Annotated in this window: 26 protein-coding genes; 12 read left to right on the top strand and 14 right to left on the bottom strand. The window is 66.8% G+C overall.

Translation table 11 applies throughout. The features are described 5' to 3' along the window. The first annotated feature begins 21 nt into the window (after nt 1-21). Genes IEV56_RS00615 through IEV56_RS00600 form a run of 4 tightly spaced genes read left to right on the top strand, consistent with a single transcriptional unit; the run spans nt 22 to nt 4,218 of the window. Nucleotides 22-1,038, top strand: a complete 1,017-nt coding sequence (locus IEV56_RS00615; protein ID WP_188446646.1) for an ABC transporter ATP-binding protein — start codon at nt 22-24, stop codon at nt 1,036-1,038. Between the two features lie 7 nt (nt 1,039-1,045). Next, nucleotides 1,046-1,981, top strand: coding sequence for an ABC transporter permease (locus tag IEV56_RS00610; protein WP_188446644.1), 936 nt, complete (start codon nt 1,046-1,048; stop codon nt 1,979-1,981). Next, nucleotides 1,971-2,774: an ABC transporter permease gene (locus IEV56_RS00605; RefSeq protein WP_229730118.1), complete on the top strand. Its 804-nt coding sequence runs from the start codon at nt 1,971-1,973 to the stop codon at nt 2,772-2,774. The genes IEV56_RS00610 and IEV56_RS00605 overlap by 11 nt, the downstream gene beginning before the upstream one ends. Nucleotides 2,775-2,796: 22 nt before the next feature. Beyond that, the gene (locus IEV56_RS00600) at nt 2,797-4,218 is read left to right on the top strand and encodes a gamma-aminobutyraldehyde dehydrogenase (protein ID WP_188446641.1); all 1,422 of its coding nucleotides are present in this window, start codon (nt 2,797-2,799) and stop codon (nt 4,216-4,218) included. A gap of 50 nt (nt 4,219-4,268) precedes the next feature. Here IEV56_RS00600 and sbcB read toward each other — a convergent pair whose 3' ends face one another. Genes sbcB through asnS form a run of 13 tightly spaced genes read right to left on the bottom strand, consistent with a single transcriptional unit; the run spans nt 4,269 to nt 16,177 of the window. Continuing rightward, nucleotides 4,269-5,675 (bottom strand): exodeoxyribonuclease I, encoded by a 1,407-nt coding sequence (sbcB, locus tag IEV56_RS00595; protein ID WP_188446639.1) that lies wholly within the window; start codon nt 5,673-5,675, stop codon nt 4,269-4,271. Next, nucleotides 5,668-7,029 (bottom strand): FAD-dependent oxidoreductase, encoded by a 1,362-nt coding sequence (locus IEV56_RS00590; protein WP_229730117.1) that lies wholly within the window; start codon nt 7,027-7,029, stop codon nt 5,668-5,670. Before IEV56_RS00590 ends, sbcB begins: the two co-directional genes overlap by 8 nt. Then, nucleotides 7,011-8,285 carry a kynureninase gene (kynU, locus tag IEV56_RS00585; protein ID WP_188446637.1) on the bottom strand — a complete coding sequence of 425 codons (1,275 nt, stop codon included), beginning with the start codon at nt 8,283-8,285 and terminating at the stop codon, nt 7,011-7,013. Before kynU ends, IEV56_RS00590 begins: the two co-directional genes overlap by 19 nt. Further along, a complete protein-coding gene (locus IEV56_RS00580) occupies nt 8,282-9,295 on the bottom strand; it encodes an amidohydrolase family protein (protein ID WP_188446635.1) in 1,014 nt (337 codons plus the stop codon). The genes kynU and IEV56_RS00580 overlap by 4 nt, the downstream gene beginning before the upstream one ends. 7 nt (nt 9,296-9,302) lie before the next feature. Then, nucleotides 9,303-10,277, bottom strand: coding sequence for a sodium-dependent bicarbonate transport family permease (locus IEV56_RS00575; RefSeq protein WP_229730116.1), 975 nt, complete (start codon nt 10,275-10,277; stop codon nt 9,303-9,305). A gap of 9 nt (nt 10,278-10,286) precedes the next feature. Next, a complete protein-coding gene (locus IEV56_RS00570) occupies nt 10,287-10,814 on the bottom strand; it encodes a 3-hydroxyanthranilate 3,4-dioxygenase (protein ID WP_188446633.1) in 528 nt (175 codons plus the stop codon). 1 nt (nt 10,815) lies between these two features. Further along, nucleotides 10,816-11,241: a RidA family protein gene (locus IEV56_RS00565; protein WP_188446631.1), complete on the bottom strand. Its 426-nt coding sequence runs from the start codon at nt 11,239-11,241 to the stop codon at nt 10,816-10,818. Continuing rightward, nucleotides 11,234-11,890: a carbonate dehydratase gene (gene can / locus IEV56_RS00560; protein ID WP_188446629.1), complete on the bottom strand. Its 657-nt coding sequence runs from the start codon at nt 11,888-11,890 to the stop codon at nt 11,234-11,236. Before can ends, IEV56_RS00565 begins: the two co-directional genes overlap by 8 nt. Continuing rightward, entirely contained in the window at nt 11,891-13,318 is a 1,428-nt protein-coding gene (locus tag IEV56_RS00555; protein WP_188446627.1) for an aldehyde dehydrogenase, read from the bottom strand. 54 nt (nt 13,319-13,372) lie between these two features. After that, the gene (locus IEV56_RS00550) at nt 13,373-14,143 is read right to left on the bottom strand and encodes an SDR family oxidoreductase (protein ID WP_188446625.1); all 771 of its coding nucleotides are present in this window, start codon (nt 14,141-14,143) and stop codon (nt 13,373-13,375) included. Between the two features lies 1 nt (nt 14,144). Further along, a complete protein-coding gene (locus IEV56_RS00545) occupies nt 14,145-14,477 on the bottom strand; it encodes a hypothetical protein (RefSeq protein WP_188446623.1) in 333 nt (110 codons plus the stop codon). A 4-nt stretch (nt 14,478-14,481) separates the two neighbouring features. Further along, nucleotides 14,482-14,775, bottom strand: a complete 294-nt coding sequence (locus IEV56_RS00540) for a hypothetical protein (RefSeq protein ID WP_188446620.1) — start codon at nt 14,773-14,775, stop codon at nt 14,482-14,484. 1 nt (nt 14,776) lies between these two features. Continuing rightward, nucleotides 14,777-16,177, bottom strand: a complete 1,401-nt coding sequence (asnS, locus tag IEV56_RS00535; protein ID WP_188446618.1) for an asparagine--tRNA ligase — start codon at nt 16,175-16,177, stop codon at nt 14,777-14,779. 108 nt (nt 16,178-16,285) lie between these two features. Between asnS and IEV56_RS00530 the strand changes: the two genes are divergently transcribed. The 8 genes from IEV56_RS00530 (at nt 16,286) to IEV56_RS00495 (ending at nt 23,537) form a co-directional block, all read left to right on the top strand. Then, nucleotides 16,286-16,624 carry a HesB/IscA family protein gene (locus IEV56_RS00530; protein WP_188446616.1) on the top strand — a complete coding sequence of 113 codons (339 nt, stop codon included), beginning with the start codon at nt 16,286-16,288 and terminating at the stop codon, nt 16,622-16,624. A 145-nt stretch (nt 16,625-16,769) separates the two neighbouring features. Beyond that, entirely contained in the window at nt 16,770-17,189 is a 420-nt protein-coding gene (gene rpsF, locus IEV56_RS00525; RefSeq protein ID WP_188446614.1) for a 30S ribosomal protein S6, read from the top strand. A gap of 17 nt (nt 17,190-17,206) precedes the next feature. After that, a complete protein-coding gene (gene rpsR / locus IEV56_RS00520) occupies nt 17,207-17,437 on the top strand; it encodes a 30S ribosomal protein S18 (protein WP_188446612.1) in 231 nt (76 codons plus the stop codon). 70 nt (nt 17,438-17,507) lie between these two features. After that, complete coding sequence (gene rplI / locus IEV56_RS00515) at nt 17,508-17,960, top strand: 50S ribosomal protein L9 (protein ID WP_188446610.1); 453 nt, start codon at nt 17,508-17,510, stop codon at nt 17,958-17,960. 144 nt (nt 17,961-18,104) lie between these two features. Next, the gene (locus IEV56_RS00510; protein ID WP_188446607.1) at nt 18,105-19,493 is read left to right on the top strand and encodes a replicative DNA helicase; all 1,389 of its coding nucleotides are present in this window, start codon (nt 18,105-18,107) and stop codon (nt 19,491-19,493) included. Between the two features lie 3 nt (nt 19,494-19,496). Next, the gene (alr, locus tag IEV56_RS00505; RefSeq protein WP_188446605.1) at nt 19,497-20,567 is read left to right on the top strand and encodes an alanine racemase; all 1,071 of its coding nucleotides are present in this window, start codon (nt 19,497-19,499) and stop codon (nt 20,565-20,567) included. A 64-nt stretch (nt 20,568-20,631) separates the two neighbouring features. Then, nucleotides 20,632-22,041: a cryptochrome/photolyase family protein gene (locus IEV56_RS00500; RefSeq protein ID WP_188446603.1), complete on the top strand. Its 1,410-nt coding sequence runs from the start codon at nt 20,632-20,634 to the stop codon at nt 22,039-22,041. 53 nt (nt 22,042-22,094) lie between these two features. Beyond that, nucleotides 22,095-23,537 (top strand): WS/DGAT/MGAT family O-acyltransferase, encoded by a 1,443-nt coding sequence (locus tag IEV56_RS00495; RefSeq protein ID WP_188446601.1) that lies wholly within the window; start codon nt 22,095-22,097, stop codon nt 23,535-23,537. On the opposite strand, the gene IEV56_RS00490 is transcribed toward IEV56_RS00495, so the two are convergent. Next, nucleotides 23,527-23,982 carry a ferritin-like domain-containing protein gene (locus tag IEV56_RS00490; RefSeq protein WP_188446599.1) on the bottom strand — a complete coding sequence of 152 codons (456 nt, stop codon included), beginning with the start codon at nt 23,980-23,982 and terminating at the stop codon, nt 23,527-23,529. The genes IEV56_RS00495 and IEV56_RS00490 overlap by 11 nt on opposite strands. Nucleotides 23,983-23,991 lie beyond the last annotated feature (9 nt).

Below are 23,991 nucleotides of genomic sequence, written 5' to 3'. Positions count from 1 at the left end.
ATGGTGTCGATGGAAGCAGTCATGACCTCCGCAGTTGCAGTCGAGTTTGAACGGGTTTCACGCATATACGGTGCCGTGCGCGCGGTCGACGGCGTCAGCCTGTCGATTCCCGATGGCGAATTCTTTTCCCTGCTCGGACCGTCCGGCTCCGGCAAGACCACCTGTCTGAGGCTGATCGCCGGCTTCGAGCAGCCCGACAGCGGCTGCATCCGCATCCGCGGCGAGGTCGCCTCGGGATTGCCGCCCTACCGGCGCGACGTCAACACCGTATTCCAGGATTACGCGCTGTTTCCGCACATGAACGTGCTGGAGAACGTGGAATACGGCCTGATGGTGAAAGGCGTCGGCAAGACCGAGCGGCGCAGCCGCGCCGAGGAGGCCTTGGCCTCCGTGGCTTTGGCCGAGATGGCCGGGCGTCGGCCCTCGCAGCTGTCCGGTGGCCAGCGCCAGCGCATCGCTCTGGCGCGCGCCATCGTCAACCGGCCGAAGGTGCTGTTGTTGGACGAGCCGCTGGGCGCGCTCGATTTGAAACTGCGCGAGCAGATGCAGTCGGAACTGAAATCCCTGCAGAAGCGGCTCGGCATCACCTTCGTGTTCGTCACCCACGACCAGGGCGAGGCGCTGTCGATGTCGGACCGCGTGGCGGTGTTCAACCAGGGCCGCATCGAACAGGTCGCCAGTCCGCAGACGCTGTACAACCGTCCGGAAACGGTGTTCGTGGCCGATTTCGTCGGCTCGGCCAACATCTTCGACGCCGCCGCCGCCGAACGCCTGATCGGCCGCCGGCAGGCGTTCTCGGTGCGCCCGGAGAACATCGCGGTCGACCGCGGTCTGGTCGACGGCCATACGGTCGAAGGCCGCGTGCTGGAGGTGCGCTTCCACGGCGCCAACAGCCAGCTGGAAGTCGCCGTCGGCGACGGCTTGCCGGTCTCGGTCACGCTGTCCAACAGCATGCTGCACGCCGGCGGTTTGCCGACTCCGGGCGATGCCGTGCGCCTGTCCTGGCCGGAATCGGCCGTCGTACCGTTGCGGGATTGAGCGGCGCATGGCGGCCAACGCGCTCTACCTGAAGACGCCGCTGCGGCGGCTGTCCGATTTCCTGTACCGGCATCCGCGTGCGCTGCTGGCGGTATTGCTGGGCCCGCCTTTGCTGTGGTTTCTGGTGATCTATCTCGGTTCGCTGCTGGCGCTGCTGATGCAGGGTTTCTACAGCTTCGACGACTTCTCGATGACGGTGCGGCCGGAGTGGACGCTGGAAAATTACGCGCGCATCTTCGCGCCGGCCAACTGGGACATCATCGTGCGCACGGTGGCGATGGCTTCGGCGGTCACCCTGGCCTCGGCCGTGATCGCATTCCCAATCGCGTACTACATGGCAGTGCACGCCGGCAAAGCCGAGAAGGGCCTGTTCTACATCGGCGTGATGCTGCCGATGTGGGCCAGCTACATCGTCAAGGCCTACAGCTGGACGGTGATCCTCGCCAAGGGCGGCATCGTGTACTGGGTCGCCGGCAAGCTCGGTCTGGTGCCGCTGCTGGAATCCCTGCTGGCGTTGCCATACATCGGCGGCTCGACGCTGTCGACCTCGCACCTCGGCCGCTTTCTGGTGTTCACCTACATCTGGTTGCCGTTCATGATTTTGCCGATCCAGGCCGCCATCGAGCGGGTGCCGCAGAGCCTGACCCAGGCCTCGCAGGATCTGGGCGCCGGCCCGTTCGCCACGTTCCGCCATGTGCTGCTGCCGTTGGCGTTCCCCGGCGTGGTGGCCGGTTCGATCTTCACCTTTTCGCTGACGCTCGGCGACTTCATCATTCCGACCCTGATCGGCCCCTCCGGCCTGTTCATCGGCAACTTCGTGTACGTGCAACAGGGCGCGGCCGGCAACATTCCGTTGGCGGCGGCGTTCACCGTGGTGCCGATTGTGTTGATCGCCGTCTATCTTGCCGTGGCGCGGCGCCTGGGGGCCTTCGATGCGCTCTAACGGCCACCCGCTGATGAAGGCGGCCGCCTGGGGCGGGCTGTTGTTCATGCATTTCCCGATCGCGGTCATCGCGATGTACGCGTTCAACACCGAGGCCAGCTCGTTCAGCTTTCCCTTGCAGGGCTTTACCCTGGAGTGGTTCGCCAAGGCCTTCGCGCGCGAGGACGTGCGCGCGGCGGTCTGGCTGTCGGTGGAGGTGGCGGCGCAGGCCACCGCGTTGGCGATGCTGCTCGGTACCCTGGCCTCGGCCGCGCTGTACCGCACCGCCTTCTTCGGCAAAGAGGTGATCACGCTGTTGTTCATCCTGCCGATCGCGTTGCCGGGCATCGTCACCGGCATCGCGTTGCTGTCGGCGTTCAAGCTGGCCGGCCTCGAATCCGGCATGCTGACCATCGTCACCGGACACGCCACGTTCTGCATCGTTGTGGTGTACAACAACGTCATCGCCCGTTTCCGGCGCACGTCGGCCTCGCTGCTGGAGGCCTCGATGGACCTCGGCGCCGACGGCTTCCAGACCTTCCGCCATGTGGTGTTGCCGAACATCGCCACCGCGCTGCTGGCCGGCGGCATGCTGGCGTTCGCGCTCAGCTTCGACGAGATAATCGTCACCACCTTCACCGCCGGCAGCGAACGCACGCTGCCGATCTGGCTGCTGAACCAGCTGTCCAAGCCGCGCGATACGCCGATCACCAACGTGGTCGCGCTGATGGTGATGCTGGCCACCATGCTGCCGATCCTCGGCGCCTATTACCTGACCCGAGACACCGACTCCGTCGCCGGAGCCGGGAAATGACCATCCACCCAGGAGAGCAACCATGCAGACCCAGATGTTGATCAACGGCCGGCTCGAGACCGGCACCGGCGAAAGCCTGGCGGTGTACGATCCGGCCACCGGCGCGGAAATCGCGCGCATCGCCGAAGCCGGGCCAGAGCAGGTGGCGCGCGCGGTGCGCGCCGCCGAGGCGGCGTTCGCAGGTTGGGCGCGCACCACGCCGAAGGATCGCGCCGCGGTGCTGCTGCAGATCGCCGACCGGGTCGAGGCGCATGCCGAGGAACTAGCGCGGTTGGAATCGCGCAATTGCGGCAAGCCGTTCCCGGCGGCGCTGAACGACGAAATCCCGGCCATCGCCGACGTGTTCCGCTTCTTCGCCGGCGCGGCGCGCACGCTGAACGGTTCGGCCGCGGCCGAATACCTGCCGGGCCACACCTCGATGATCCGCCGCGATCCGGTCGGCGTCATCGCCTCGATTGCGCCCTGGAACTATCCGCTGATGATGGCGGCCTGGAAGATGGCGCCGGCCTTGGCCGCCGGCAACTGCCTGGTGCTGAAACCGTCCGAAATCACGCCGCTGACCGCGCTGCGCTTCTTCGAATTGATCGCCGACCTGTTGCCGGCCGGTGTCGTCAATGTGCTGTTCGGCCGCGGCGGCACGGTCGGCGAACCGCTGGTGAATGCCGATCCGGTGCGCATGATCTCGCTGACCGGCTCGGTCGCGACCGGCAAGAAGATGCTGGACGTGGCCGCGCGCACGCTCAAGCGCACGCATCTGGAGCTCGGCGGCAAGGCGCCGGTGATCATCTTCGACGACGCCGACATCCAGGCCGCGGTCGAAGGCATCCGCACCTTCGGCTACTACAACGCCGGCCAGGACTGCACCGCCGCCTGCCGCGTGTACGTGCAGGACAAGGCCTACGAGAAGTTCGTGGCGGAACTGACCGCCGCGGTGTCGACCATCAAGACCGGCACGCAGGATGAGGACGGCGTCGAGATGGGGCCGCTGGTCAGCCAGGCCCATCAGCAGCGCGTGGCCGAATTCATCGAGCGCGTGCGCGGCGTCGGACATATGGAAATCACCACCGGCGGTGCGGTCGGCGAGGGCGGCTACTTCTACCGGCCGACCGTGGTCGCCGGCGCCACCCAGTCCGACGAGATCGTGCGCAAGGAAGTGTTCGGTCCGGTGGTCTCGGTGTCGCGCTTCAGCGATGTCGACCAGGCCATCGCCTTCGCCAACGACAGCGACTACGGCCTGGCGTCCTCGGTCTGGACTCCCGACATCGGCAAGGCCATGCGCGTCAGCGCCGAACTGCAGTACGGCTGCACCTGGGTCAACACCCACTTCATGCTGTGCAGCGAGATGCCGCACGGCGGCGTCAAGCAGTCCGGCTACGGCAAGGACATGTCGATGTACGGCCTGGAGGATTACACCACCATCCGCCACATCATGATCAAGCACTGAACCGGCCTATTGCCGGATATTGGACGGCCCCGCACGGGGCCGCCCGCGTGTCAGGGCGCGATGCGTTGCGCCCAGTCCAGCAAGGCCTGCAGCACCGGCGCCTGCCCGGGCTGTTCGGCCAGCAGGCGCGTGCATTCCTCGCGGTAGGCCGCCAAGCGCTCCGGCGTCAGCCTAAGGCGGCGGAAGTCCTGCCATTGCCGGGCTTCGCCGGCATCCAGGGTTTCCGGCCAATTGCGCGCCTTGTAGCGGAAATACAGCTCGGTCAGCCGGGCGTCGTGGAACACCAGCGGCGCCTGGCCTTGGCTGCTGCGCGCCTTGGAGAATTTCAGCTTGTCGGCGCGGTCGATGAAGCCGGCGTACAGGGCGCCATCCGGATCGTCGTCGGCATACTCGCGCGGCTTGCCGAACACGGCGGCGAGCTTGGCCATCACCGGTTCGGCGGCGGCCTGCAATTGTGCCTGGATCTCGCGCGCCTGAGCCAGGTCGATGCCGAGCCGGGCCAGGTCCGGTTTCAGGCCCAGCGCGGCGGCATCTTCCGGCTCCAGTACGATCGGACAGCGGTTGTGGTGGATTTCCTTGATTCCGATGCGCGCTTCGCCCTCGGGCAGCAAGGCGGCCTTGGTGAACAGGTTGCGTTCGATCTCTTCCGCGCCGCGTTCGATCAGCATCAAGGCTTCCGGGCGCAGTTCCACCGCCAGCGTGCGGCCCTTGATCAGCGGATGCGTCATCAGCGGCAGCATCAGTCCGGTGCAGGCGTGCGCGGCCGGGAACTGTCCGGATACGTGCAATACGCGCCGGCCGCGGTGTGGCTGCAGGCGTTCGGCCACCCGGTTCTTGTCGCGCAGCGACAGCGCGTAATCCCACAGCGCCGGCGCCGCCATCTTGGCCTTGCGCGCCAGGTTGATCAGGCTGCGCACGTCCGACAGCGCCTCGTGCGCCTCGCCCTCGAAGCAGCCGTTGGCCTTGGCCAGATGTTCGAGCTTGAAGCTCGGTTGGCCGTCCTCGCGCAGCGGCCACTGCAGGGCGCCGGGCTGCAGCGCGTACAGCATGCGCATCACGTCCAGCAGGTCCCAGCGCGAGTTGCCGCCGGCGTATTCGCGCTCGTAGGCGTCGAAGAAGTTGCGGTACAGCCCGAAGCGGATGAATTCGTCGTCGAAGCGCAGGGTGTTGTAGCCCAGCGCGCAGGTGCCCGGCTGGCTGAACTGCTCGTGCAGCACGGCCATGAACTCGGCCTCGCACAGGCCCGCGGCGGACACCGCCTGCGGCGTCAGGCCGGTGATCAGCGCCGCTTCCGGTTCCGGCAGGAAGTCGTCGGCCGGCCGGCAGAACAGCGAGATCGGCTCGCCGACCGGCTGCAACGCGGCGTCGGTACGGATCGCGGCGAATTGGGCGATACGGCTTTCGCGCGGACTGCGGCCGAAGGTCTCCAGGTCGAACCAGAGGAAGGTGTCAGTCATGCAGGGGCTCGAGACGGCGATGGACCAGTTCCGAGGCTAGCGCGAAATCGACCTGTGCGATGTCGGATTTTCCTGCACACAGCGTCTGCAATATGTCCCGTTGCACGCTGCCGCGGGCAAGCGCCACGGTATAGGGCGTGCGCCGGAAGCTGACCATCGAATAGCGCGGCACGAAGCGTTCGGGGTGGCGCGCGGCCAGTTCGCGTTCCAGCGCGCGCTGCAGCAGGAAGTCGGCGTCGTCGACCCGGTCGCGCATCTCGATGTAGTTTTCCAGCGCCATGGCCTGGATGGCGGCGGCGTTGGCCTGGCGTTCGCGTTGGTAACGGGCGATGGCCGTCTCCCAATCGGCTTCGGCCTCGACGGCCTCGAGCAGGGCCAGGCAGTCCTCGAACGCGCAGTTCATGCCTTGGCCGTGGAACGGCACCATCGCATGCGCGGCGTCGCCGAGCAGCACGGCGCGGTCGCGGTGGTGCCAGCGGTCGAGATACAGGGTCGACAGCGGGCTCTCCGGGTTTTGCGTCCAGTCCTGCTCGAAATCGGCGATCAGCGCCAGCGCGTCCGGGAACTGCGCATGGAAGAACGCGCGCGCGTCCTGCGGGCTGCGTATGCAGTCGAAACCGGTCTCGCCGGACGCCGGCAGGAACAAGGTGACGGTGAAGGTGCGCTCGGTGTTGGGCAACGCGATGCACATGAAGCCGCCGCGCGGCCAGATGTGCAGGCTGTTGCCGTCGAGGCGGAAGCTGCCGTCGTCGGCCGGCGCGATCTCCAGTTCCTTGTAATGATGGCCCAGCGATTCAGTGCGGGCCGTGACCGAACCGGCGGCCACCATCGCCTGGCGCACCTGCGAGCCGGCGCCGTCGGCGCCGATCAGCCGCTCGAAGCGCTCCACGCGCCCGCCGTCGGCGTCCTGCAGGGTGAAGCAACCGGCGTCGAGGTCGAGGTCGCGGATCTGCGCGTTGAATTCGATCCGTACGCCCAGCGCCTCGGCGGCGTCGATCAGCGCCCGATTCAGGCGGCCGCGATGGACCGACCAGATCACCTCCGAATCGTCCTTGCCATAGCGCAGGAAATTCTGCCGGCCATCGACGTCGTGCACCATGCGGCCGCGCATCATCACCGTCTGCGGCATCACCGCCGCGTCCAGACCCGCCTGCCGCAGCACATGCAATCCGCGGAAGGCCAGCGCCAAGTTGATCGAGCGGCCGCCTTGGTAACCGGTTTGCCGCGGATCCGGGCGCTTCTCGAACACCCGCACCGAATGCCCGCGGCGTACGAGCAGGATGGCGAGCAGGGTGCCGGCCAGGCCGGCGCCGATGATGTGGATGCGCTGCGCCTTCATCGTGCGTCCGCCCATTGCTTGATCACGCGCACCGCGTGATAGCAATCGCCGAAGCGGTTGTACAGCGGCGTCGGCGACAGCCGGATGACGTCCGGTTCGCGCCAATCGCCGATCACGCCTTCGGCCATCAGGTGTTCGAACAGCGCACGTCCGGCCTCGCGACCGGCCAACACCTGCAGGCTCAGTTGGCAACCGCGGCGCTCCGGGTCGGCCGGGGTCACGTTGCGGATGACGCCGGCCAGCTCCTGCGCGATCAGCGCGGCCAGATAGCCGGTCAGGGCTTTGGATTTGCGGCGCAGGGCGTCGATGCCGGCCTGCTGGAAGATCTCCAGCGAGGCGCGTAGCGGCGCCATGGCTAAGATCGGCGGATTGCTGAGCTGCCAACCGTCGGCGCCGGGCGAGCCCTGGAATTCGGCGCCCATCTTGAAGCGGGTGTCCTGGCGGTGGCCCCACCAGCCGTTGAAGCGCGGCAAGGCGGCGGTGGCGTGTCGTTCGTGCACGAACGCGCCGGCGATCGCGCCCGGGCCGGCGTTCAGGTATTTGTAGCTGCACCAGGCGGCGAAGTCGGCGCCGGAGGCATGCAACTGCAGCGGCAGGTTGCCGACCGCATGCGCCAGGTCGAAGCCGACCTTGCTGCCGTGCGTGTGCCCGAGCACGCTGATCGCGCGCAGGTCGAATGCCTGTCCGGTGCGGTACTGCACGCCGGGCCAAAGGACCAAGGCCACGCGGTGGCCGTGTTCGGCCATCACTTGCGCCAAGGCGTCTTCGGTCACCAAGCCGCTGTCCGAATCGGCGCCGACTTCGATCAGGCACTCGGCCGGATCGTGGCCGTGGAAGCGGATCTGCGATTCGACCGCGTAGCGGTCGGACGGAAACGCACCCTGTTCGATGACGATGGCCGGCCGGGTCGGGGTCGGGCGGTAGAAGCTGACCATCAGCAGATGCAGGTTCACCGTCAGCGAATTCATCGCCACCACTTCCAGCGGCTTGGCGCCGACGCACTCGGCCAGCAGGTCGCGCAGTTCGGTGTGGTAGGGCATCCACGGATGTTTGGCGTGGAAGTGGCCTTCCACCCCGAACGCGGCCCAGTCGTCGAGCTCCTGCTGCAAGGCCGCGCGCACGCTCTTCGGCTGCAGGCCGAGCGAATTGCCGCAGAAATACCATTGATCGCGGCCCTGGTGCTGCGGGATGTGGAACAGGGCGCGGAAATGCGCCAGCGGATCGGCCAGGTCCTGCGCCAGCGCGTGCGCTTCCGTAAACAGGCCGCTCATGGCGCGAACCGCCGGGCGTCGAGACCGAGCCAGGACAGCGCGGTACGGTGGAACAGCTGGGCATCGGCGTCCTCGCCGAGCGCCAGACCGCGGATGCCGGAGCCCGGCTCCTGTTCGCCGAGCGGGAACGGGTAATCGGTGCCGAGCATGATGCGGTCAAGGCCGACGGTGTCGATCAAATAGCGCAGGGCGCGGCCATCGTGCACGCAGGAGTCGAAATACAGCCGGCGCAAGTAGTCGCGCGGATTGCCCGGGTTGTCGGTGGCCACCAGATCCGGGCGCATATGGAAGCCGTGCTCGATGCGGCCGATGGTGTACGGAAAGCTGCCGCCGCCGTGCGCCAGCATCACCTTCAGGCGCGGAAAACGCTCCAGTACGCCGCCGAACACCAGCGCGCAGGCGGCGCGGCTCTGCTCGGCCGGCATGCCGACCAGCCAGGGCATCCAGTATTTCGGCATCGATTCGGCGCCCATCATGTCCCACGGGTGCACCAGGATGGCGGCGCCCAGATCCTGTGCGGCCTCGAAGAACGGCTGCAGTTCGGCGGCGTCCAGGTTCCAGTCGTTGACGTGCGAGCCGATCTGCACGCCGCTCAGGCCGAGCTGGTCGATGCAGCGTTCCATCTCCTGGATCGCCAGGCGCGGCGACTGCAACGGCACGGTGCCGATGCCGGCGTAGTGGCGCGGATGCTCGCGGCAGGTCTGCGCCATGTGGTCGTTCAGGCTCTGGTGCAGTTCCAGCGCCTGGTTCGGCGCGGCCCAATAGCTGAACATCACCGGCACGGTGGAGATCACCTGCACCTGCACGCCGAAGCGCGCGTAGTCGGCGATGCGCTCCTGCGGATCCCAGGTCTTCGGCCATATTTCGCGGAAGAACTTGCCGTCCTTGTAGATCCGGTGGCCGCCGTCGCTGCCATGGTGGATCACCGGGAAGCGGCTGTCGCCGTATTTGGCGGCCAAATCGGGCCAGTCGCGGGGCAGGTAATGGGCGTGGGTGTCGATTTTCAGCATGACGTGCTCAGAGACGGCTCAGTAACGCGGCGAACGCGAAGTACAGCGGGATGCCGATGGCGAGATTGAACGGGAAGGTGAAGCCGAGCGCGGCGGTAATGCAACGACCGACGTTGGCTTCCGGCAGGGACGCGCGGATGGAAGCCGGCGCGGCGATGTACGAGGCGCTGGCGGCCATGGTGCCGAACACCGCCGAGGTCGCGGCGTCCATGCCGATGGCGTGGCCGAGCGAAACGCCGAGCAGGCCGTGCAGCAAGGGCAACGCGGTGGCGAATGCCATCAACCGCAGCGCGCTGCGGCCGACAAAGCGCAGCTGGCCGCCGGCCAACAGGCCCATGTCGAGCATGAACAGCATCAGCGTGCCCTGGAACAGCTGGAAGTACATGGCGTCGACCTTGGCCAGCGCATCGGCGCTGCTGAGCGCGCCGATGGTCAAGCCGCCGAGCAGCAGCAGCGCGGTCTTGCCGGTCAACACTTCGCGTACGTGATGCCAGCGCACGCCCTGGGCGCCCTTGGCCAGCGCCAGGCCGACCAGGATGGCGGGGATTTCCATCGCCACCACCAACGCCACCAACACGGCATCGGCCGGCTGCCCGCTGCGTTCGCTGAACTGCTGCGCGGCGATGAAGGTCACCGCCGATACCGAACCGAAGTGGGCGGCGATGGCGGAGCCGTCGATGCGGCCGTCGCGCAGCCAGAGCCGGGCCAGGCCGTAGGCGCTGAACGCGGTCACTACGCCGAGCGCGATGGTGGCGAGGATCAGCACGGGCAGGTCGTGTGGCGTCTGTTGCCGCAACGCCACGCCGCCCTTCAGGCCGATGGCCAGCAGCAGGAAGATGGAGAGGTAGCTCTGGATCGCGGCCGGGATTTCCAGGTCGCTGCGCAGCAGCCGGGCCAGCAGACCCAAGGCGAACGCCAACACCACCGGCGAGAGCAGGTTGGCGGCGAGCAGATCGGCGGAGAACAGGTCGACGGGAAGCATGTACTGGCCTCAGGATTCGGCGTGGAAGCGCGCCGGCGCCGGGTTGAGGTGGCCGCAGGCTTTGCAGATGCGGTGTTCAAGTGAGCGGTAGAAGCGCTCGAATACGGCGTGGAACTGGTTCTCGATGTCGGTCAGCTGGAAGGACTCCGCGTACAGTCCGGCGTTGCAGGCCTCGCAGAACCAGCGCAGCGCGTCCTGTTCGTGCGCCAGGCGCCGGCGTTCGATCACCAGGCCGACCGAGCCGGGCATGCGCTGCGGCGAATGCGGCACGCGCGGCGGCAGGTAGAACATCTCGCCGGCCTTGATCGGGATGTCGCGCACGGCGCCGTCTTCCTGGATGCGCAGCACCATCTCGCCCTCGATCTGGTAGAAGAACTCGGGGCCGTCCTCGACGTGGTAATCGGTACGCTGGTTCGGGCCGCCGACGACCATGACGATGAAGTCGCCGTCGACGATGCATTTGTTGCCGACCGGCGGCTTCAGCAGGTGCCGGTGCTCGTCGATCCAGGCGTGCAGGTTGAAGGCCGGCGGCAGCATGTCATTTTCCCAGATAGGCGGTGCATTTGAGTTCGATGGCGATCGGCGTCGGCAGCGCGGTGATGCCGAGCGTGGTGCGGCAGGGTGCCGTGGCCGGATCCGGGAAGTATTCGCGCCAGACCCGGTTGTAGGCCGCGAAGTCGGCGGCCATGTCGGTCAGATACACGGTGACGTCGACCAGGTCGTGCATGCCGGCGCCGGCGGCCTGCAGCACGGCCTTGACGTTGGCGAACACCGCATGGCATTGCGCGATGATGTCGTAGCTCTGCAGGCTGCCGTCCGGGGCGTACACGTTGCCGGCGATGCGGTCGTCGGCCGGATCGCGCGGGCCGATGCCGGACAGCAGCAGCCAGTCGCCGGCACGGCGCGCATGCGGATACGAGCCGACCGCCTTGGGCGCGTCGCCGGCGTGGATGGCCTCAGCCATGGGCGCGCTCCCAGCACGCGGCCAGCGCGTTGCGGTAGCCGGACACGATGCCTTCGGTGCTCTCGATGCCCGTGTTCAGCGCGCGGATGTGACCGTTGTGCAGCGAATAAATCCAGGCGTGTACGGTGATGGTCTGGCCGCGCTGCCAGGCGTCCTGCAATACCGTGCTCTGGCAGACGTTCAGGGTCTGCTCGATCACGTTCAGTTCGCACAGCGTGTTGTGGCGCCGGGCCGACACCACCGCGTCAAGGCGTTCCTGGTGTTTGTCGAGCACGTCGCCGACGTGCCGCAGCCAGTTGTCGACCAGTCCGATGCGGCGGCCATCGAGCGTGGCCTGGATGCCGCCGCAGCCGTAGTGGCCGCAGACGATGATGTGTTCGACCTGCAGCATGTCGACCGCGAACTGGAGGGTGCTCAGGCAGTTCAGGTCGGTGTGAACCACCACGTTGGCGACGTTGCGGTGCACGAACACCTCGCCCGGATCCATGCCGGTGATCTGGTTGGCCGGCACCCGCGAATCCGAGCAGCCGATCCACATGTGCTTCGGGCTCTGCAGTTTCTCCAGACGCGCGAAGAAGCCCGGATCCTCGGCCAGCACGCGCTGCGCCCAGTCCTTGTTCTGTTCGAGCAGTTGCTTCAGTTCGGGCATTCAGTCGGTTCCTATGCAGACGGTTTTCGGTTCGGTGAAGAACAGCAGCGCCTCGAGGCCGCCCTCGCGGCCGAAGCCGGACTGCTTCATGCCGCCGAACGGCGTGCGCAGGTCGCGCTGCATCCAGGTATTGATCCAGACGATGCCGGTCTGTAGGCCGTCGGCCATGCGCCGGGCGCGGCCGAGGTCGCGGGTCCAGACGCTGGCGGCCAGGCCGTATTCGGAATCGTTGGCCAGCGCCAAGGCATCACGCTCGTCTTCGAACGGATGCAGGCTGACCACCGGGCCGAAAATCTCCTCACGGCAACTGCGCGCCGACATCGGCAGGCCTTCGATCAGGGTCGGCGCGATGTACCAGCCGCCGTCGCGTTCGACCGCTTCGCCGCCGCACAGGATGCGGCCGCCTTCCTCGCGGGCCAAGGCGATATAAGCCATAACCTTATCGAAATGCGCTTTCGACATCATCGGGCCGAGCTGCGAGGCCGAATCCGAGGGCGGTCCGACCCGCAGCGCCGCGGCATCGCGCACCAAGGCGGCTTTCACCTGTTCGTAGCGGCCGCGCTGCACCAGGATGCGCGAAGCGCACAGGCAGATCTGGCCGCTGTTCTGGAACGCCGCGCGCAGCAGCGCGGCGGGCGTGTGTTCCGGCGCGTCATCGAACACCACGGCCGGATTCTTGCCGCCCATCTCGAGCGTCACTTTCTTGAACTGCCGGGCGCATTCGGCGGCGATGGTGTGGCCGACGCGGGTCGAGCCGGTGAAGCTGACGGCGCGCACGCGCGGATGCGCGACCAAGGCCGCGCCGACGGTGTCGCCGGCGCCTTGCAGGAGGTTCAGCACGCCGGCCGGGAAGCCGATGGAATGGGCGACTTCAGCCAACAGCTCGGCCGACATCGGGGTGATTTCGCTGGGTTTGGCGATGACGCAGTTGCCGGCGGCCAAGGCCGGCGCCAGCTTCCAGCTCAGCAGATACAGCGGCAGGTTCCAGGGGCTGATCACCGCCACCGTGCCGAGCGGCGCGTGCCGGGTGTAATTCAGGCCGGCCTCGTCGTGAAAAGCGTGGTCCGGCGCATTCAGGCACTGCGCGGCGAAGAAGCGGAAATTGGCGACCGCGCGCGGCACTTCGATGTCGCGCACCAGCGCCAGCGGCTTGCCGGTGTCCCGGCTCTCGCAGGCGGTGAACGCCTTGCTGCGGGCTTCGATGGCATCGGCCAAGCGATTCAGCCAACGCGCGCGTTCGCTCGGTTTCAGCACCGACCAAACCGGGAAGGCGGCTTCGGCGGCGGCGACCGCCGCCTCGGCGTCCTGGCTGTGGCCGCGCGGGCACTCGGCATAAACCGTGCCGGTCGCCGGATCGGATACCGGCAACCGATCGGCGGCCGCGGAGGCCCGTCGTTCGCCGGCAATCCAGTGTTCAATGCCAATCATGCGCTCTCCCCGTAGACGCCATAGGATACCGCATCCGTACAGCCGGTCGGCCTCTTACAGCGACTTGGTGCGGCCGCCGTCCACCGGCAGATTGACGCCGTTGATGTAACCCGACATCGGTTGGCACAGGAAGGCCACGGCGTGTGCGATTTCCTCGGCTTCGGCGAAGCGCGCCGCCGGCACGCTGGCCAGCATGGCTTCGGCGACGGCAGCTTCGGATTTGCCGGTGGCCGCGGCGCGGTCGCGCAGGATCTGCTGCAGGCGCTGCGTGCGCGTATAGCCCGGCAGCACGTTGTTGACGGTGATGCCGTCGGCGGCCAGTTCGGTGGCTAGGGTCTTGGCCCAGGACGCCATGGCGCCGCGGATGGTGTTCGACACACCCAGTATCGGAATCGGTTCCTTGACCGAGGTCGAGATGACGTTGACGATACGGCCCCAGCGCGCCGCGCGCATGCCAGGCAACACCGCCTGCAGCAGCTGTTGGGCGCCGATCACATGCTGTCGGAACACCGTCAGCAGCTGCGCTTCGTCGGCGTTTTGCAAGGCGCCGCCGGCCGGCCCTGCGCTGTTGTTGACCACAATGCCGTAACCGGCGCCGGCGATGCCGGGCAAGACGGCATGCAGGTCGAGCAGGTCGGCTACCAGCAGGGCATGCGCTTGCCCGTGGCGGTCGTCCAGAGTGGCCAGTGCGGCACGCAGGGCGTCTTCGCGGCGGGCCAGCAGGGTGACGTCGGCGCCGAGCGTCGCCAGGGCGCGTGCCGAGGCCAGACCGATGCCTTCCGAGGCGCCGCAGACCAGGGCTTTTCGGCCGAGCAGGACGGCCACGTCAGTGCCTCGGACCGATGGTCTTGATCATCTGCGGCAACAGATCCTCGTCGTTGTCGCCCTGCGGCGGCTCGAGCTCCTCCAGCCAGAGGCCCAGGCTGTCGGCGTCGTCCTCGTCCATGCCGTCGAACGAGCGGAAGTCGGCGTCCATCAGCGCGGCACGGGCGATGTCCTCGCTTTCGAACGCCAGGGTCTCGCCCTTGCTGTCGAACACGAAGGCGACGCCGTTTTCGGTGACCCGCAGGCGGGCCCAGACCAGCAGGTGCTCCGGCCGGGCCAGCCACCACTGTTCGGAGACGATGAGGTATTCGGGAAGATCGTCGTATTCGTCCATGCACTCAGGCCTTGCTCATGATGAAACAGAAGACGGCGGCGACCAGCGCCACCAGCGCGATCCAGCCGAACACGCCGGCCAGGTTGCCGAACTGGTTCAGCACCCGCGCCTGCGGATGGGCCTTGTGGCCGAAACGCATCAGCCACCAGCTGTAGGGCAGGCCGCCTTGGCCGGTGCCGGGCGCGAATGGCAATTGCCGGTCCAGATGCTCGCGGTAGGCCAGCACGCGCATGCCGAAGTGGCCGGGCAGGGCCGAGCCGAACACGCCGAGGAAGGCGAAGACCAGTCCGATCCACATGTCAGAAGGTGGCCAGGCCGGGCGCGCGCGGATAGGGGATCGCGTCGCGGATGTTCTGCAGGCCGCAGACGTACACCACCAGGCGCTCGAAGCCGAGGCCGAAGCCGGCGTGCGGCACGCTGCCGTAGCGGCGGAAGTCGCGGTACCACTGGTAGTGCGCCGGATCCAGGCCGAACTGGCGCATGCGCGCGTCGAGCACGTCCAGACGCTCCTCGCGCTGCGAACCGCCGATGATCTCGCCGATGCCCGGTGCCAGCACGTCCATCGCGGCCACGGTGCGGCCGTCGTCGTTCAGGCGCATGTAGAAGGCCTTGATGTGCTCGGGGTAGTTGGCCACCACCACCGGCCGGCCGACGTGTTGTTCGGTCAGCCAGCGTTCGTGCTCGGTCTGCAGGTCGAGGCCCCATTCGACCGGATAGTCGAACTTCTGGCCGGACTTCTGCAGCAGCGTGATGGCGTCGCCGTATTCGATGCGCTCGAACGGCGCGTTGATGAAGGCCTCCAGCTTGCTGATCGCGGTCTTCTCGACGCGTTCGGCCAGGAACGTCAAATCGTCCATGCGTTCGTCCAGCACGGCCTTGAAGATGTACTTCAGGAACGCCTCGGCCAACGCGGCGTCGTCGTTCAGGTCGGCGAAGGCGATTTCCGGTTCGATCATCCAGAATTCGGCCAGGTGGCGGGTGGTGTGCGAGTTTTCGGCGCGGAAGGTCGGTCCGAAGGTGTACACCTTGGACAGCGCCAGACAGTAGGCCTCCACGTTCAGCTGGCCGGATACGGTCAGGAACGCTTCCTTGCCGAAGAAGTCCTTGCTGAAGTCGACCTCGCCCTTGGCGGTACGCGGCAGGTTCATCATGTCGAGCGTGGAGATGCGGAACATCTGGCCGGCCCCTTCGGCGTCCGAGGTCGAGATGATCGGGGTGTTGATCCAGTAGAAGCCCTGCTCGTGGAAGAAGCGGTGGATGGCCTGCGCCATGCAGTGCCGGATGCGGCTGACCGCGCCGAACAGGTTGGTGCGCGGCCGCAGATGGGCGACTTCGCGCAGGAATTCCAGACTGTGCGCCTTGGGCTGGATCGGGTAGGTTTCCGGGTCTTCGACCCAGCCGACCACTTCGATGGTCTCGGCCTGCAGCTCGTAGGCCTGGCCCTGACCTTCGGACGCGGCGACGGCGCCGGTGGCGCGCACGGCGCAGCCGGCGCTCAGGCGCTTGACCTCGGATTCGTAATTGGCCAGCAGGGCGGGCGCCACGATCTGGATCGGCGCGAAGCCTGAACCGTCGCTCAGGTTGATGAAGGACAGGCCCGCCTTCGAGTCGCGGCGGGTGCGCACCCAGCCTTGGACCGTTACGGTTTCGCCCACGGCCACCTTGCCGTCGAGCACCTGTTGGATGCTTGCCACTGCCATACTTGAATCTCCGGGAATCGACGCAATCTACACGTTACGTTGCTATAGAATACCCGTTCGAACGGCATTCCCCAACCGTTAACGACATCTTTGACGAGGTCCATCCGCATGTCCGTCACCCTGACTCCCGCCGCCGCCGAACGCGTCAAACAGTACCTGAGCCAGACCCCGGGGGGCATCGGTCTGTCGGTGTCGGTCCGCCGCAGCGGCTGTTCGGGCTGGACCTACGCCTTGGACATCGCCACCCGGGCCCAGGACGGCGAGCGTGTGTTCACCAGCCACGGCGTCGACGTGCGGGTGCCGGAAGACGCCTTGGTTCAGCTGGAAGGCACGGAAATCGACTTCATCAGCCAGGGCCTGAACCAGCAGTTCCAGTTCAGGAACCCCCGGGTCACCGGGGAATGCGGCTGCGGCGAGAGCTTCACCACCGCCGAATCGGCCGCCTGAACCGTCCGAAACGCCGTAACGCCTTGTCTTTCCGGTAAAAGCCGGTCATACTATGCGGCTCCCGCACCTGGCGGGAGTTCTTGCTCCACCGCATCCGCGGGGGGCTGTTTGGCCGCAAGGCCATCATCCACAAGGAAACATCACAATGCGTCATTACGAAGTCGTGTTCATGGTCCATCCGGACCAGTCCGAACAAGTGCCGGCCATGGTCGAGCGCTACAAGTCCCTCATCGAGGGCGCCAACGGCAAGATCCACCGCCTGGAAGACTGGGGCCGCCGCCAGCTGGCCTATTCGATCGAGAACCTGGTCAAGGCCCACTACGTGCTCATGAACATCGAGTGCGACCAGTCCGTGCTGAACGAGCTGACCGACGGTTTCCGCTTCAACGACGCCGTGCTGCGCCACCTGGTGCTGTCCATGGACGAGGCCGTCACCGAGCAGTCCCTGATCATGAAGCACAAGGACGACAAGGGCGACCGCCGCCGCCGTGACGACGACGGCGCCGAAGCCGCCGCCGAGACCGTCGAAAGCGACGACGCCGAAACCAGCGAATCCGCTGCCTGAGACCCGAGGAACACACCATGTCGAAATTCTTCCGTCGCCGCAAATTCTGCAAGTTCTCCGCCGAAGGCGCCACCAGCATCGATTACAAAGACCTGAACACGCTGCGCCAGTACATCACCGAGAACGGCAAGATCGTGCCGAGCCGCATCACCGGCACCAAGGCCAAGTACCAGCGCATGCTGCAGGCCGCGATCAAGCGTGCCCGCTTCCTGGCCCTGATCCCGTATACCGACAACCACGACGTTTGATCCGAACGTTGTACGGACAGCACCCGCTGCGGGCGGTTTCCGCCCGCTAACGTATAGAACTGGAGTCATCATGAAAGTCATCCTGCTGCAAAAAGTCGCCAACCTCGGCGGCCTCGGCGACCAAGTGGTCGTCAAACCGGGCTTCGGCCGCAACTTCCTGATCCCGTACGGCAAGGCCGTGCCGGCCACCGCCGACAACGTCGCCGCGTTCGAAGCCAAGCGCGCCGAGTACGAAGCCAAGGCTGCCGCCGTGCTGGCCGCCGCCAACGCCCGCAAGGATGCGCTGGACGGCGCCGCCGTCACCATCTCGGCCAACGCCTCGGCCGAAGGCAAGCTGTTCGGTTCGATCGGCGCCCGCGACATCGCGGAAGCCTTCACCGCCGCCGGCCACAAGCTGGAGAAGTCGGAAGTGGTGATGGGCGAAGGCCCGATCCGCCGCACCGGCGAATTCGAGGTCGCCGTGCACCTGCACGCCGACGTCGACGCCAAGGTCAAAGTGACCGTGGTGCCGGAAGCGGCCTGATCGCCGGTTCCGCCCGCAACGAAAGAAACCGCCTCCGGGCGGTTTTTTTTGCCGTGAATTCCACCGGATATCCACAGCGTTATCCGCAACGTCCGGCCGCCGAACGCGGTACGATAGAGTCCTGCGTCAACGCCCCGAGAAGCCATGTCCGCACGTCCCGAATCCCTGTCCGGCAACCGCCGCGTCGATGAACTGAAAGTGCCGCCGCAGTCGGTCGAGGCCGAGCAGGCCGTGCTCGGCGGCCTGATGCTGTCGCCGGAGTCGATCAACCACCTCGGCGACCTGCTGGTCGCGGACGACTTCTACCTGCAGGCGCACCGGGTCATCTACCAGGCCATCCTCGAGCTGTCCGAGCGCAACCAGCCGTTCGACGCCATCACCATCGGCGAGTGGCTGAGCGCCAACAACCGCGCCAACCAGGTCGGCGGCACCGAATACCTGGTCGATCTGGTCAGCCAGACGCCGTCGGCCGCCAACATCCGGGCCTGGGCCGAGATCGTGCGCGAGAAATCGGTGCTGCGGCAGATGATCGAAGCCGGCACCGACATCGTCAACAACGGCTTCGCGCCGGACGGCCGCGACATCAAGGAGCTGCTGGCCAGCGCCGAGCAGGCGGTGTTCAAGATCGCCGAGCAGGGGGCGCGCGCCAAGAAGGGTTTCGTGGCCATCAAGGACGCCGCCAAGGAGGCCTACGACCAGATCATCAAGCGCTACGAGAACCAGGGCGCGCTGTCGGGCCTGCCGAGCGGCTTCAGCGAGTTCGACGAGATGACCTCCGGCCTGCAGAAGCAGGACCTGATCATCCTCGCCGCGCGTCCGGCCATGGGCAAGACCACGCTGGCGCTGAACATCGCCGAATACGCGGCGCTGAAGACCAAGAAGGCGGTGGCGGTGTATTCGATGGAGATGTCGGCCGGCCAGCTGGCGCAGCGCCTGCTGTCGTCGATCGGCCGCATCAACGCCAACGGCCTGCGTTCCGGCACGCTCGAGGACGAGGACTGGTCGCGGCTGACCATGGCGATCCGGATGCTGACCGAGTCGAAGATCTTCATCGACGACACGCCGGCGCTGTCGCCGCAGGAGCTGGCGTTCCGCGCCCGGCGCCTGAAGCGCGAGCACGACCTCGGCCTGATCGTGGTCGATTACCTGCAGCTGATGCAGGTGCCGGGCAGCAAGGAGAACCGCGCCACCGAGATCTCCGAGATCTCGCGCTCGCTGAAGGCGCTGGCCAAGGAGCTCGACATCCCGGTCATCGCGCTCTCGCAGCTCAACCGCGGCCTGGAAAGCCGGACCGACAAGCGCCCGGTGATGTCCGACCTGCGCGAATCCGGCGGTATCGAGCAGGACGCCGACATTATCCTGTTCATCTACCGCGACGAGTACTACAACAAGGAATCGCAGGACAAGGGGCTGGCGGAAGTCATCATCAGCAAGCACCGTAACGGCTCGACCGGCACCTTCAAGCTGAAGTTCTTCGGCGAGTACACCCGCTTCGACAACCTGGCCCACGACCAGCACGGCAGTTTCGAGTAAGCCATGGCCCGCGCGACCACCGCCCATATCCACATCGACGCGCTGCGCCACAACCTGGCCGTGGTCCGCGCCCGCGCCCCGCACGCGAAAGTGATGGCGGTGGTCAAGGCCGACGGTTACGGGCACGGATTGGAGCGCGTGGCGCACGCCTTGGCCGGCGCCGACGGCTTCGGCGTGGCGGCGCTGTCGGACGCGCAGCGCCTGCGCGCCGCCGGTTTCTCGCAGAAGATCCTGCTGCTGTCCGGTTTCGACGAGCCGGCCGACCTGGAGCAGCTGCGCCAGCTGGACGTCGACACCGTCGTGCACCACCGCACGCAGCTGGACATGCTGGCGGCCGACCACGGCTCGCCGCTGAAGGTCTGGCTGAAGATGGACAGCGGGATGCACCGCCTCGGCTTCGCGCCGGCCGATTTCGCCGCCGCCCACGCCCGTCTGCGGGCCTTGCCGAACGTGGCGGCGGACATCGTCTGCATGAGCCACCTGGCCAGTTCCGAGGACACCGGAAGCCCGCAGACGGCCGAGCAGCTGCGGACCTTCGGCGACCACCTGCCGCCCTCGGCCGCGGCGTCCATCGCCAATTCGGCCGGCATCCTGATCTGGCCGGAGGCCCACCGGCAGTGGTTGCGCGCCGGCGGCGCCCTGTACGGGCTGGCGGTCGGCGAGGGCAAGACCGGCGCCGATTTCGGCCTGCGGCCGGCGATGACCCTGAGCACGCGCCTGATTTCCGTGCAGACCGTCGCCAAATGCGAGCGCATCGGCTATTCCGGCATCTACACCTGTCCGGAGGACATGCCGGTCGGCGTCGCCGCCATCGGCTACGGCGACGGCTATCCGCGCGTGATCCGTCCCGGCACGCCGGTGCTGTTGAACGGCCGCCGCGTGCCGATCATCGGACGGGTCTCGATGGACCTGATGACGCTTGACCTGCGCGGCCAACCCGAGGCCGCCGTCGGCGATCCGGTGGTGCTGTGGGGCGAGGGGTTGCCGGTCGAGGAAGTGGCTGCCGCCGCCGGCACCATCAGCTACGAGCTGACCTGCTCGATCACCCGCCGGGTCCGCTTCGTCGAAGCCTGAGATTCACGCCGGCGCGACGGCCGGCGCGCTGTAATAGCTGTTTAATCGAGATTCCGGAGGCCCTGTGGCGAACGCATTGGTCTGGTTGCGGCGCGATCTGCGCCTGCACGACAATCCCGCGCTGGCCCAAGCCATCGCCGACGGCTACGCGCCGGTGCTGGTGTATGTGCACGCGCCGGAGGAAGAGGGGGCTTGGGCGCCGGGCGCCGCCTCGCTCGCCTGGCTGCATTTCTCCCTGCTCAGCCTGCATCGCGATATCGAAGCCCGCGGTGGACGTCTGGTCATCGCGCGCGGCGCGAGCCTGGCCGAGCTCGAACGCCTGCAGCGCGAAACCCGCGCCGAAGCCCTGTATTTCGGCAACGTCTACGAGCCGTTGCTGCAGGCGCGCGACGCCCGCGTGCAGCAGGCCTTCGAGCGCAGCGGCATTGCGGTCAAGCGCTTCAACGCCAGCCTGCTGGTGGAGCCTTGGCAGGTGCAGACCGGTTCCGGTACGCCCTACAAGGTGTTCACCCCGTTCTGGCGCAATGCCTCGGCCGCTTTCAGCCTGCGTGCCGAATACCCGGCGCCATCGCGCCTGCCGTCCGTCGAGGCCGTCGGTCTAGGCATCGAGCAGTTGGGCCTGCTGCCGGCCATCGCCTGGCATGCGGGCTTCTGGAGCCATTGGCGGCCGGGCGAGGAAGGCGCCCGGGAACTGCTGGAGGCGTTCTGCGAAGGCGCCGTCGAAGGTTACAAGGAGCAGCGCAACCTGCCCGACCGGACCGGCACCTCGAAACTGTCGCCGCACCTGCACTTCGGCGAAATTTCGCCGCAGCAGATCTGGCGGCGGACGGCGACGCTGCGCCTGTCGGAGACCGGCCAGGCCGACTTGGCCCATTTCCGGTCCGAACTGGGCTGGCGCGAATTCTCCTACCACCTGATCCACCATTTCCCGGACTCCACCGACCATAACCTGAACCCGCAGTTCGACCGTTTCGACTGGGCCGAGCCCGATGCGGAATCGCTGGCGCGCTGGCAGCGCGGCCGCACCGGCATCCCGATCGTGGACGCCGGCATGCGCGAGCTCTGGCACACCGGCTGGATGCACAACCGGGTGCGCATGATCGTGGCCAGCTTCCTGTGCAAGAACCTACGCCACCACTGGCTGCACGGCGCGCGCTGGTTCTGGGACACGCTGCTGGACGCCGATCTGGCCAACAACAGCCAGGGCTGGCAGTGGACGGCCGGCACCGGCTGCGATGCCGCCCCGTACTTCCGCATCTTCAATCCGGTCAGCCAATCCGAGAAGTTCGATCCGCAGGCGCGTTACATCAAGCGCTGGGTGCCGGAGCTGCAGCAGTTGCCGACGCCGCTGGTGTTCGCGCCCTGGCAACGGCCGGAACTGCTCCGCCATTCCGCGCCGGAGTATCCGGTTGCGCCGATGGTGGATCTGGGCGAGTCGCGCGCGGCGGCCTTGGCGGCCTATAGCCGGCGCTAGTGTCCGGCGGGGGCTTGCGGTAAAGTGGAGCCGAATCCTCTTCCGGTTCCCCTATGGCCGCGACCCGCAAAGCCCCTCGAAAATCGCCGATGAGCCGGGTCGACCAGGCCTGGTTGCGCATGGAACGGCCGACCAACCTGATGATGATCACCGGCGTGATGATGTTCGAGACGCCGGTGACGCTCCCCGGTCTGCAGAAGGTCATCCACGAGCGTTTCATGGCCTATCCGCGCTTCCGGCAGAAGGTGGTCGAAACCGCCACCGGAACCTTCTGGCAGGAAGACGCCGATTTCGACCTGGACCATCACGTACGGCTTTCCGCCTTGCCGGGCAAGGCCGACAAAGCCGCCTTGGAGCGCTTCGTCAGCCAGATGGCGTCCACGCCGCTGGACAAGAGCAAGCCGCTCTGGCAATTCGATCTGATCGAGAAATACGGCGGAGGCTCTGCGTTGGTGACGCGCATCCACCACTGCTATGCCGACGGCATCGCCCTGGTGCAGGTGCTGTTGTCGATGACCGATGCCGAAGCCCGGCCGCGCAAACGCGAGCCGCTGTCGAAGACTTGGCTGAAGGAAGACGGACGGGCGGTGCGTGCACGCATGGGCGTCATCGACCGCTACATGAAGCTCGGCGAGGACCTGCTCGGCAAGAGCATGGATTTCTACCGAGATCCGACCTTGGCCGGCGTGGTGGCCAAGGAGGGCGGCGAGATCGCCCGCGAGCTGGCGCTGGCGCTGTCGCTCAGCGATGACCCGGAAACCGTGCTGCGCGGCCGCTTGGGCGTCAGCAAGCGCGTGGCTTGGGCGCCGCCGTTGCCGCTGGAGGAGGTCAAGGCGATTTCCCGCGCCTTCGACGCCACGGTCAACGACGTGCTGATGGCTTCGATGGCAGGCGCCCTGCGCAGTTACATGCTCGAGCGCGGCGAGTCGCTGGACGGGGTGTCGATCCGCGCCACGGTGCCGGTCAACCTGCGGCCGCTGGAACACGCCAAGAAGCTCGGCAACCATTTCGGCCTGGTGTTCCTCGACCTGCCGGTCGGCGAGCACCATCCGGTCAGCCGACTGCTGCGGGTGGTGGAAAGCATGAAGCAGCTCAAGCAGTCGCGCCAAGCGGTGGTGGTGTACGGCCTGTTGGCCGCCTTGGGCATGGCGCCGCCGATGGTGCAGAACCTGGCGTTCGAGGTCTTCAGCCGCAAGGCCACCACCGTCGCCACCAATGTGCCGGGTCCGCAGATGCCGCTGTATCTGGCAGGCGCGAAGATCGCCGAGCAGATGTTCTGGGTGCCGCAGACCGGCTCGATCGGCCTGGGCGTCAGCATCCTGAGCTACAACGGCAAGGTGCATTTCGGCCTGATCGCCGACGCCAAGCTGATGCCGGATCCGGACGCGGTGATCCGGCGCTTCATTCCCGAGTTCGAGAAGCTGCTGTACATCGCTCTGATGGACGATTGGGGCGAGCCGGCGAAGGCCGGCCCGCCGCGCCGGATCAATCCTTGAACGGCGTCAGTTCGCCCGGCTTGCGCAGCATCTTGTTGACTTCGTCCAGATGCAGTTCTTCCTGGTAGATCATCTCGCGGCAGTATTCCTCGAGGATCACCGATTTGCCTTCGACCAGCTTGAGCAGTTTGTAATAGCACTGGCCGGCCTGCTTCTCGTGCTCCAGGCTTTCGCGCAGGATGTCGCCGATGTCGTGTTTCTCGGTCTCCAGCAGGGCCCCGATCCTCAGCGACGGATGGCCGCCGAGCATGGTCACCAGCTCTCCGGCCTTGCGGGCGTGGGCCAGGCTTTCGTCGGCGTTGCCTTTCAGCCAGGACACGATGGGGATGCGGTTGTAGCCGAACACCATCAGCGAATAGTGGGTGTAGCGCACCACGCCGGAGAGTTCGAACTCCATGATTTCATTGAGGAGTTTGATGGCTTTTTTCCTGTCTTGGTCTTTCATGGCGCTGCT

Source organism: Arenimonas maotaiensis, from assembly GCF_014638745.1.
Classification (GTDB): Bacteria; Pseudomonadota; Gammaproteobacteria; order Xanthomonadales; family Xanthomonadaceae; genus Arenimonas; species Arenimonas maotaiensis.
The sequence above is the reverse complement of the archived record's forward strand: the minus strand, read 5'-3'. Positions and strand labels throughout refer to the sequence as shown.

Coding starts and splice junctions, on each gene's coding strand:
- IEV56_RS00615 (WP_188446646.1), top strand. CDS start 22: ATGACCTCCGCAGTTGCAGTCGAGTTTGAACGGGTTTCACGCATATAC.
- IEV56_RS00610 (WP_188446644.1), top strand. CDS start 1,046: ATGGCGGCCAACGCGCTCTACCTGAAGACGCCGCTGCGGCGGCTGTCC.
- IEV56_RS00605 (WP_229730118.1), top strand. CDS start 1,971: ATGCGCTCTAACGGCCACCCGCTGATGAAGGCGGCCGCCTGGGGCGGG.
- IEV56_RS00600 (WP_188446641.1), top strand. CDS start 2,797: ATGCAGACCCAGATGTTGATCAACGGCCGGCTCGAGACCGGCACCGGC.
- sbcB (WP_188446639.1), bottom strand. CDS start 5,675: ATGACTGACACCTTCCTCTGGTTCGACCTGGAGACCTTCGGCCGCAGT.
- IEV56_RS00590 (WP_229730117.1), bottom strand. CDS start 7,029: ATGGGCGGACGCACGATGAAGGCGCAGCGCATCCACATCATCGGCGCC.
- kynU (WP_188446637.1), bottom strand. CDS start 8,285: ATGAGCGGCCTGTTTACGGAAGCGCACGCGCTGGCGCAGGACCTGGCC.
- IEV56_RS00580 (WP_188446635.1), bottom strand. CDS start 9,295: ATGCTGAAAATCGACACCCACGCCCATTACCTGCCCCGCGACTGGCCC.
- IEV56_RS00575 (WP_229730116.1), bottom strand. CDS start 10,277: ATGCTTCCCGTCGACCTGTTCTCCGCCGATCTGCTCGCCGCCAACCTG.
- IEV56_RS00570 (WP_188446633.1), bottom strand. CDS start 10,814: ATGCTGCCGCCGGCCTTCAACCTGCACGCCTGGATCGACGAGCACCGG.
- IEV56_RS00565 (WP_188446631.1), bottom strand. CDS start 11,241: ATGGCTGAGGCCATCCACGCCGGCGACGCGCCCAAGGCGGTCGGCTCG.
- can (WP_188446629.1), bottom strand. CDS start 11,890: ATGCCCGAACTGAAGCAACTGCTCGAACAGAACAAGGACTGGGCGCAG.
- IEV56_RS00555 (WP_188446627.1), bottom strand. CDS start 13,318: ATGATTGGCATTGAACACTGGATTGCCGGCGAACGACGGGCCTCCGCG.
- IEV56_RS00545 (WP_188446623.1), bottom strand. CDS start 14,477: ATGGACGAATACGACGATCTTCCCGAATACCTCATCGTCTCCGAACAG.
- IEV56_RS00540 (WP_188446620.1), bottom strand. CDS start 14,775: ATGTGGATCGGACTGGTCTTCGCCTTCCTCGGCGTGTTCGGCTCGGCC.
- asnS (WP_188446618.1), bottom strand. CDS start 16,177: ATGGCAGTGGCAAGCATCCAACAGGTGCTCGACGGCAAGGTGGCCGTG.
- IEV56_RS00530 (WP_188446616.1), top strand. CDS start 16,286: ATGTCCGTCACCCTGACTCCCGCCGCCGCCGAACGCGTCAAACAGTAC.
- rpsF (WP_188446614.1), top strand. CDS start 16,770: ATGCGTCATTACGAAGTCGTGTTCATGGTCCATCCGGACCAGTCCGAA.
- rpsR (WP_188446612.1), top strand. CDS start 17,207: ATGTCGAAATTCTTCCGTCGCCGCAAATTCTGCAAGTTCTCCGCCGAA.
- rplI (WP_188446610.1), top strand. CDS start 17,508: ATGAAAGTCATCCTGCTGCAAAAAGTCGCCAACCTCGGCGGCCTCGGC.
- IEV56_RS00510 (WP_188446607.1), top strand. CDS start 18,105: ATGTCCGCACGTCCCGAATCCCTGTCCGGCAACCGCCGCGTCGATGAA.
- alr (WP_188446605.1), top strand. CDS start 19,497: ATGGCCCGCGCGACCACCGCCCATATCCACATCGACGCGCTGCGCCAC.
- IEV56_RS00495 (WP_188446601.1), top strand. CDS start 22,095: ATGGCCGCGACCCGCAAAGCCCCTCGAAAATCGCCGATGAGCCGGGTC.
- IEV56_RS00490 (WP_188446599.1), bottom strand. CDS start 23,982: ATGAAAGACCAAGACAGGAAAAAAGCCATCAAACTCCTCAATGAAATC.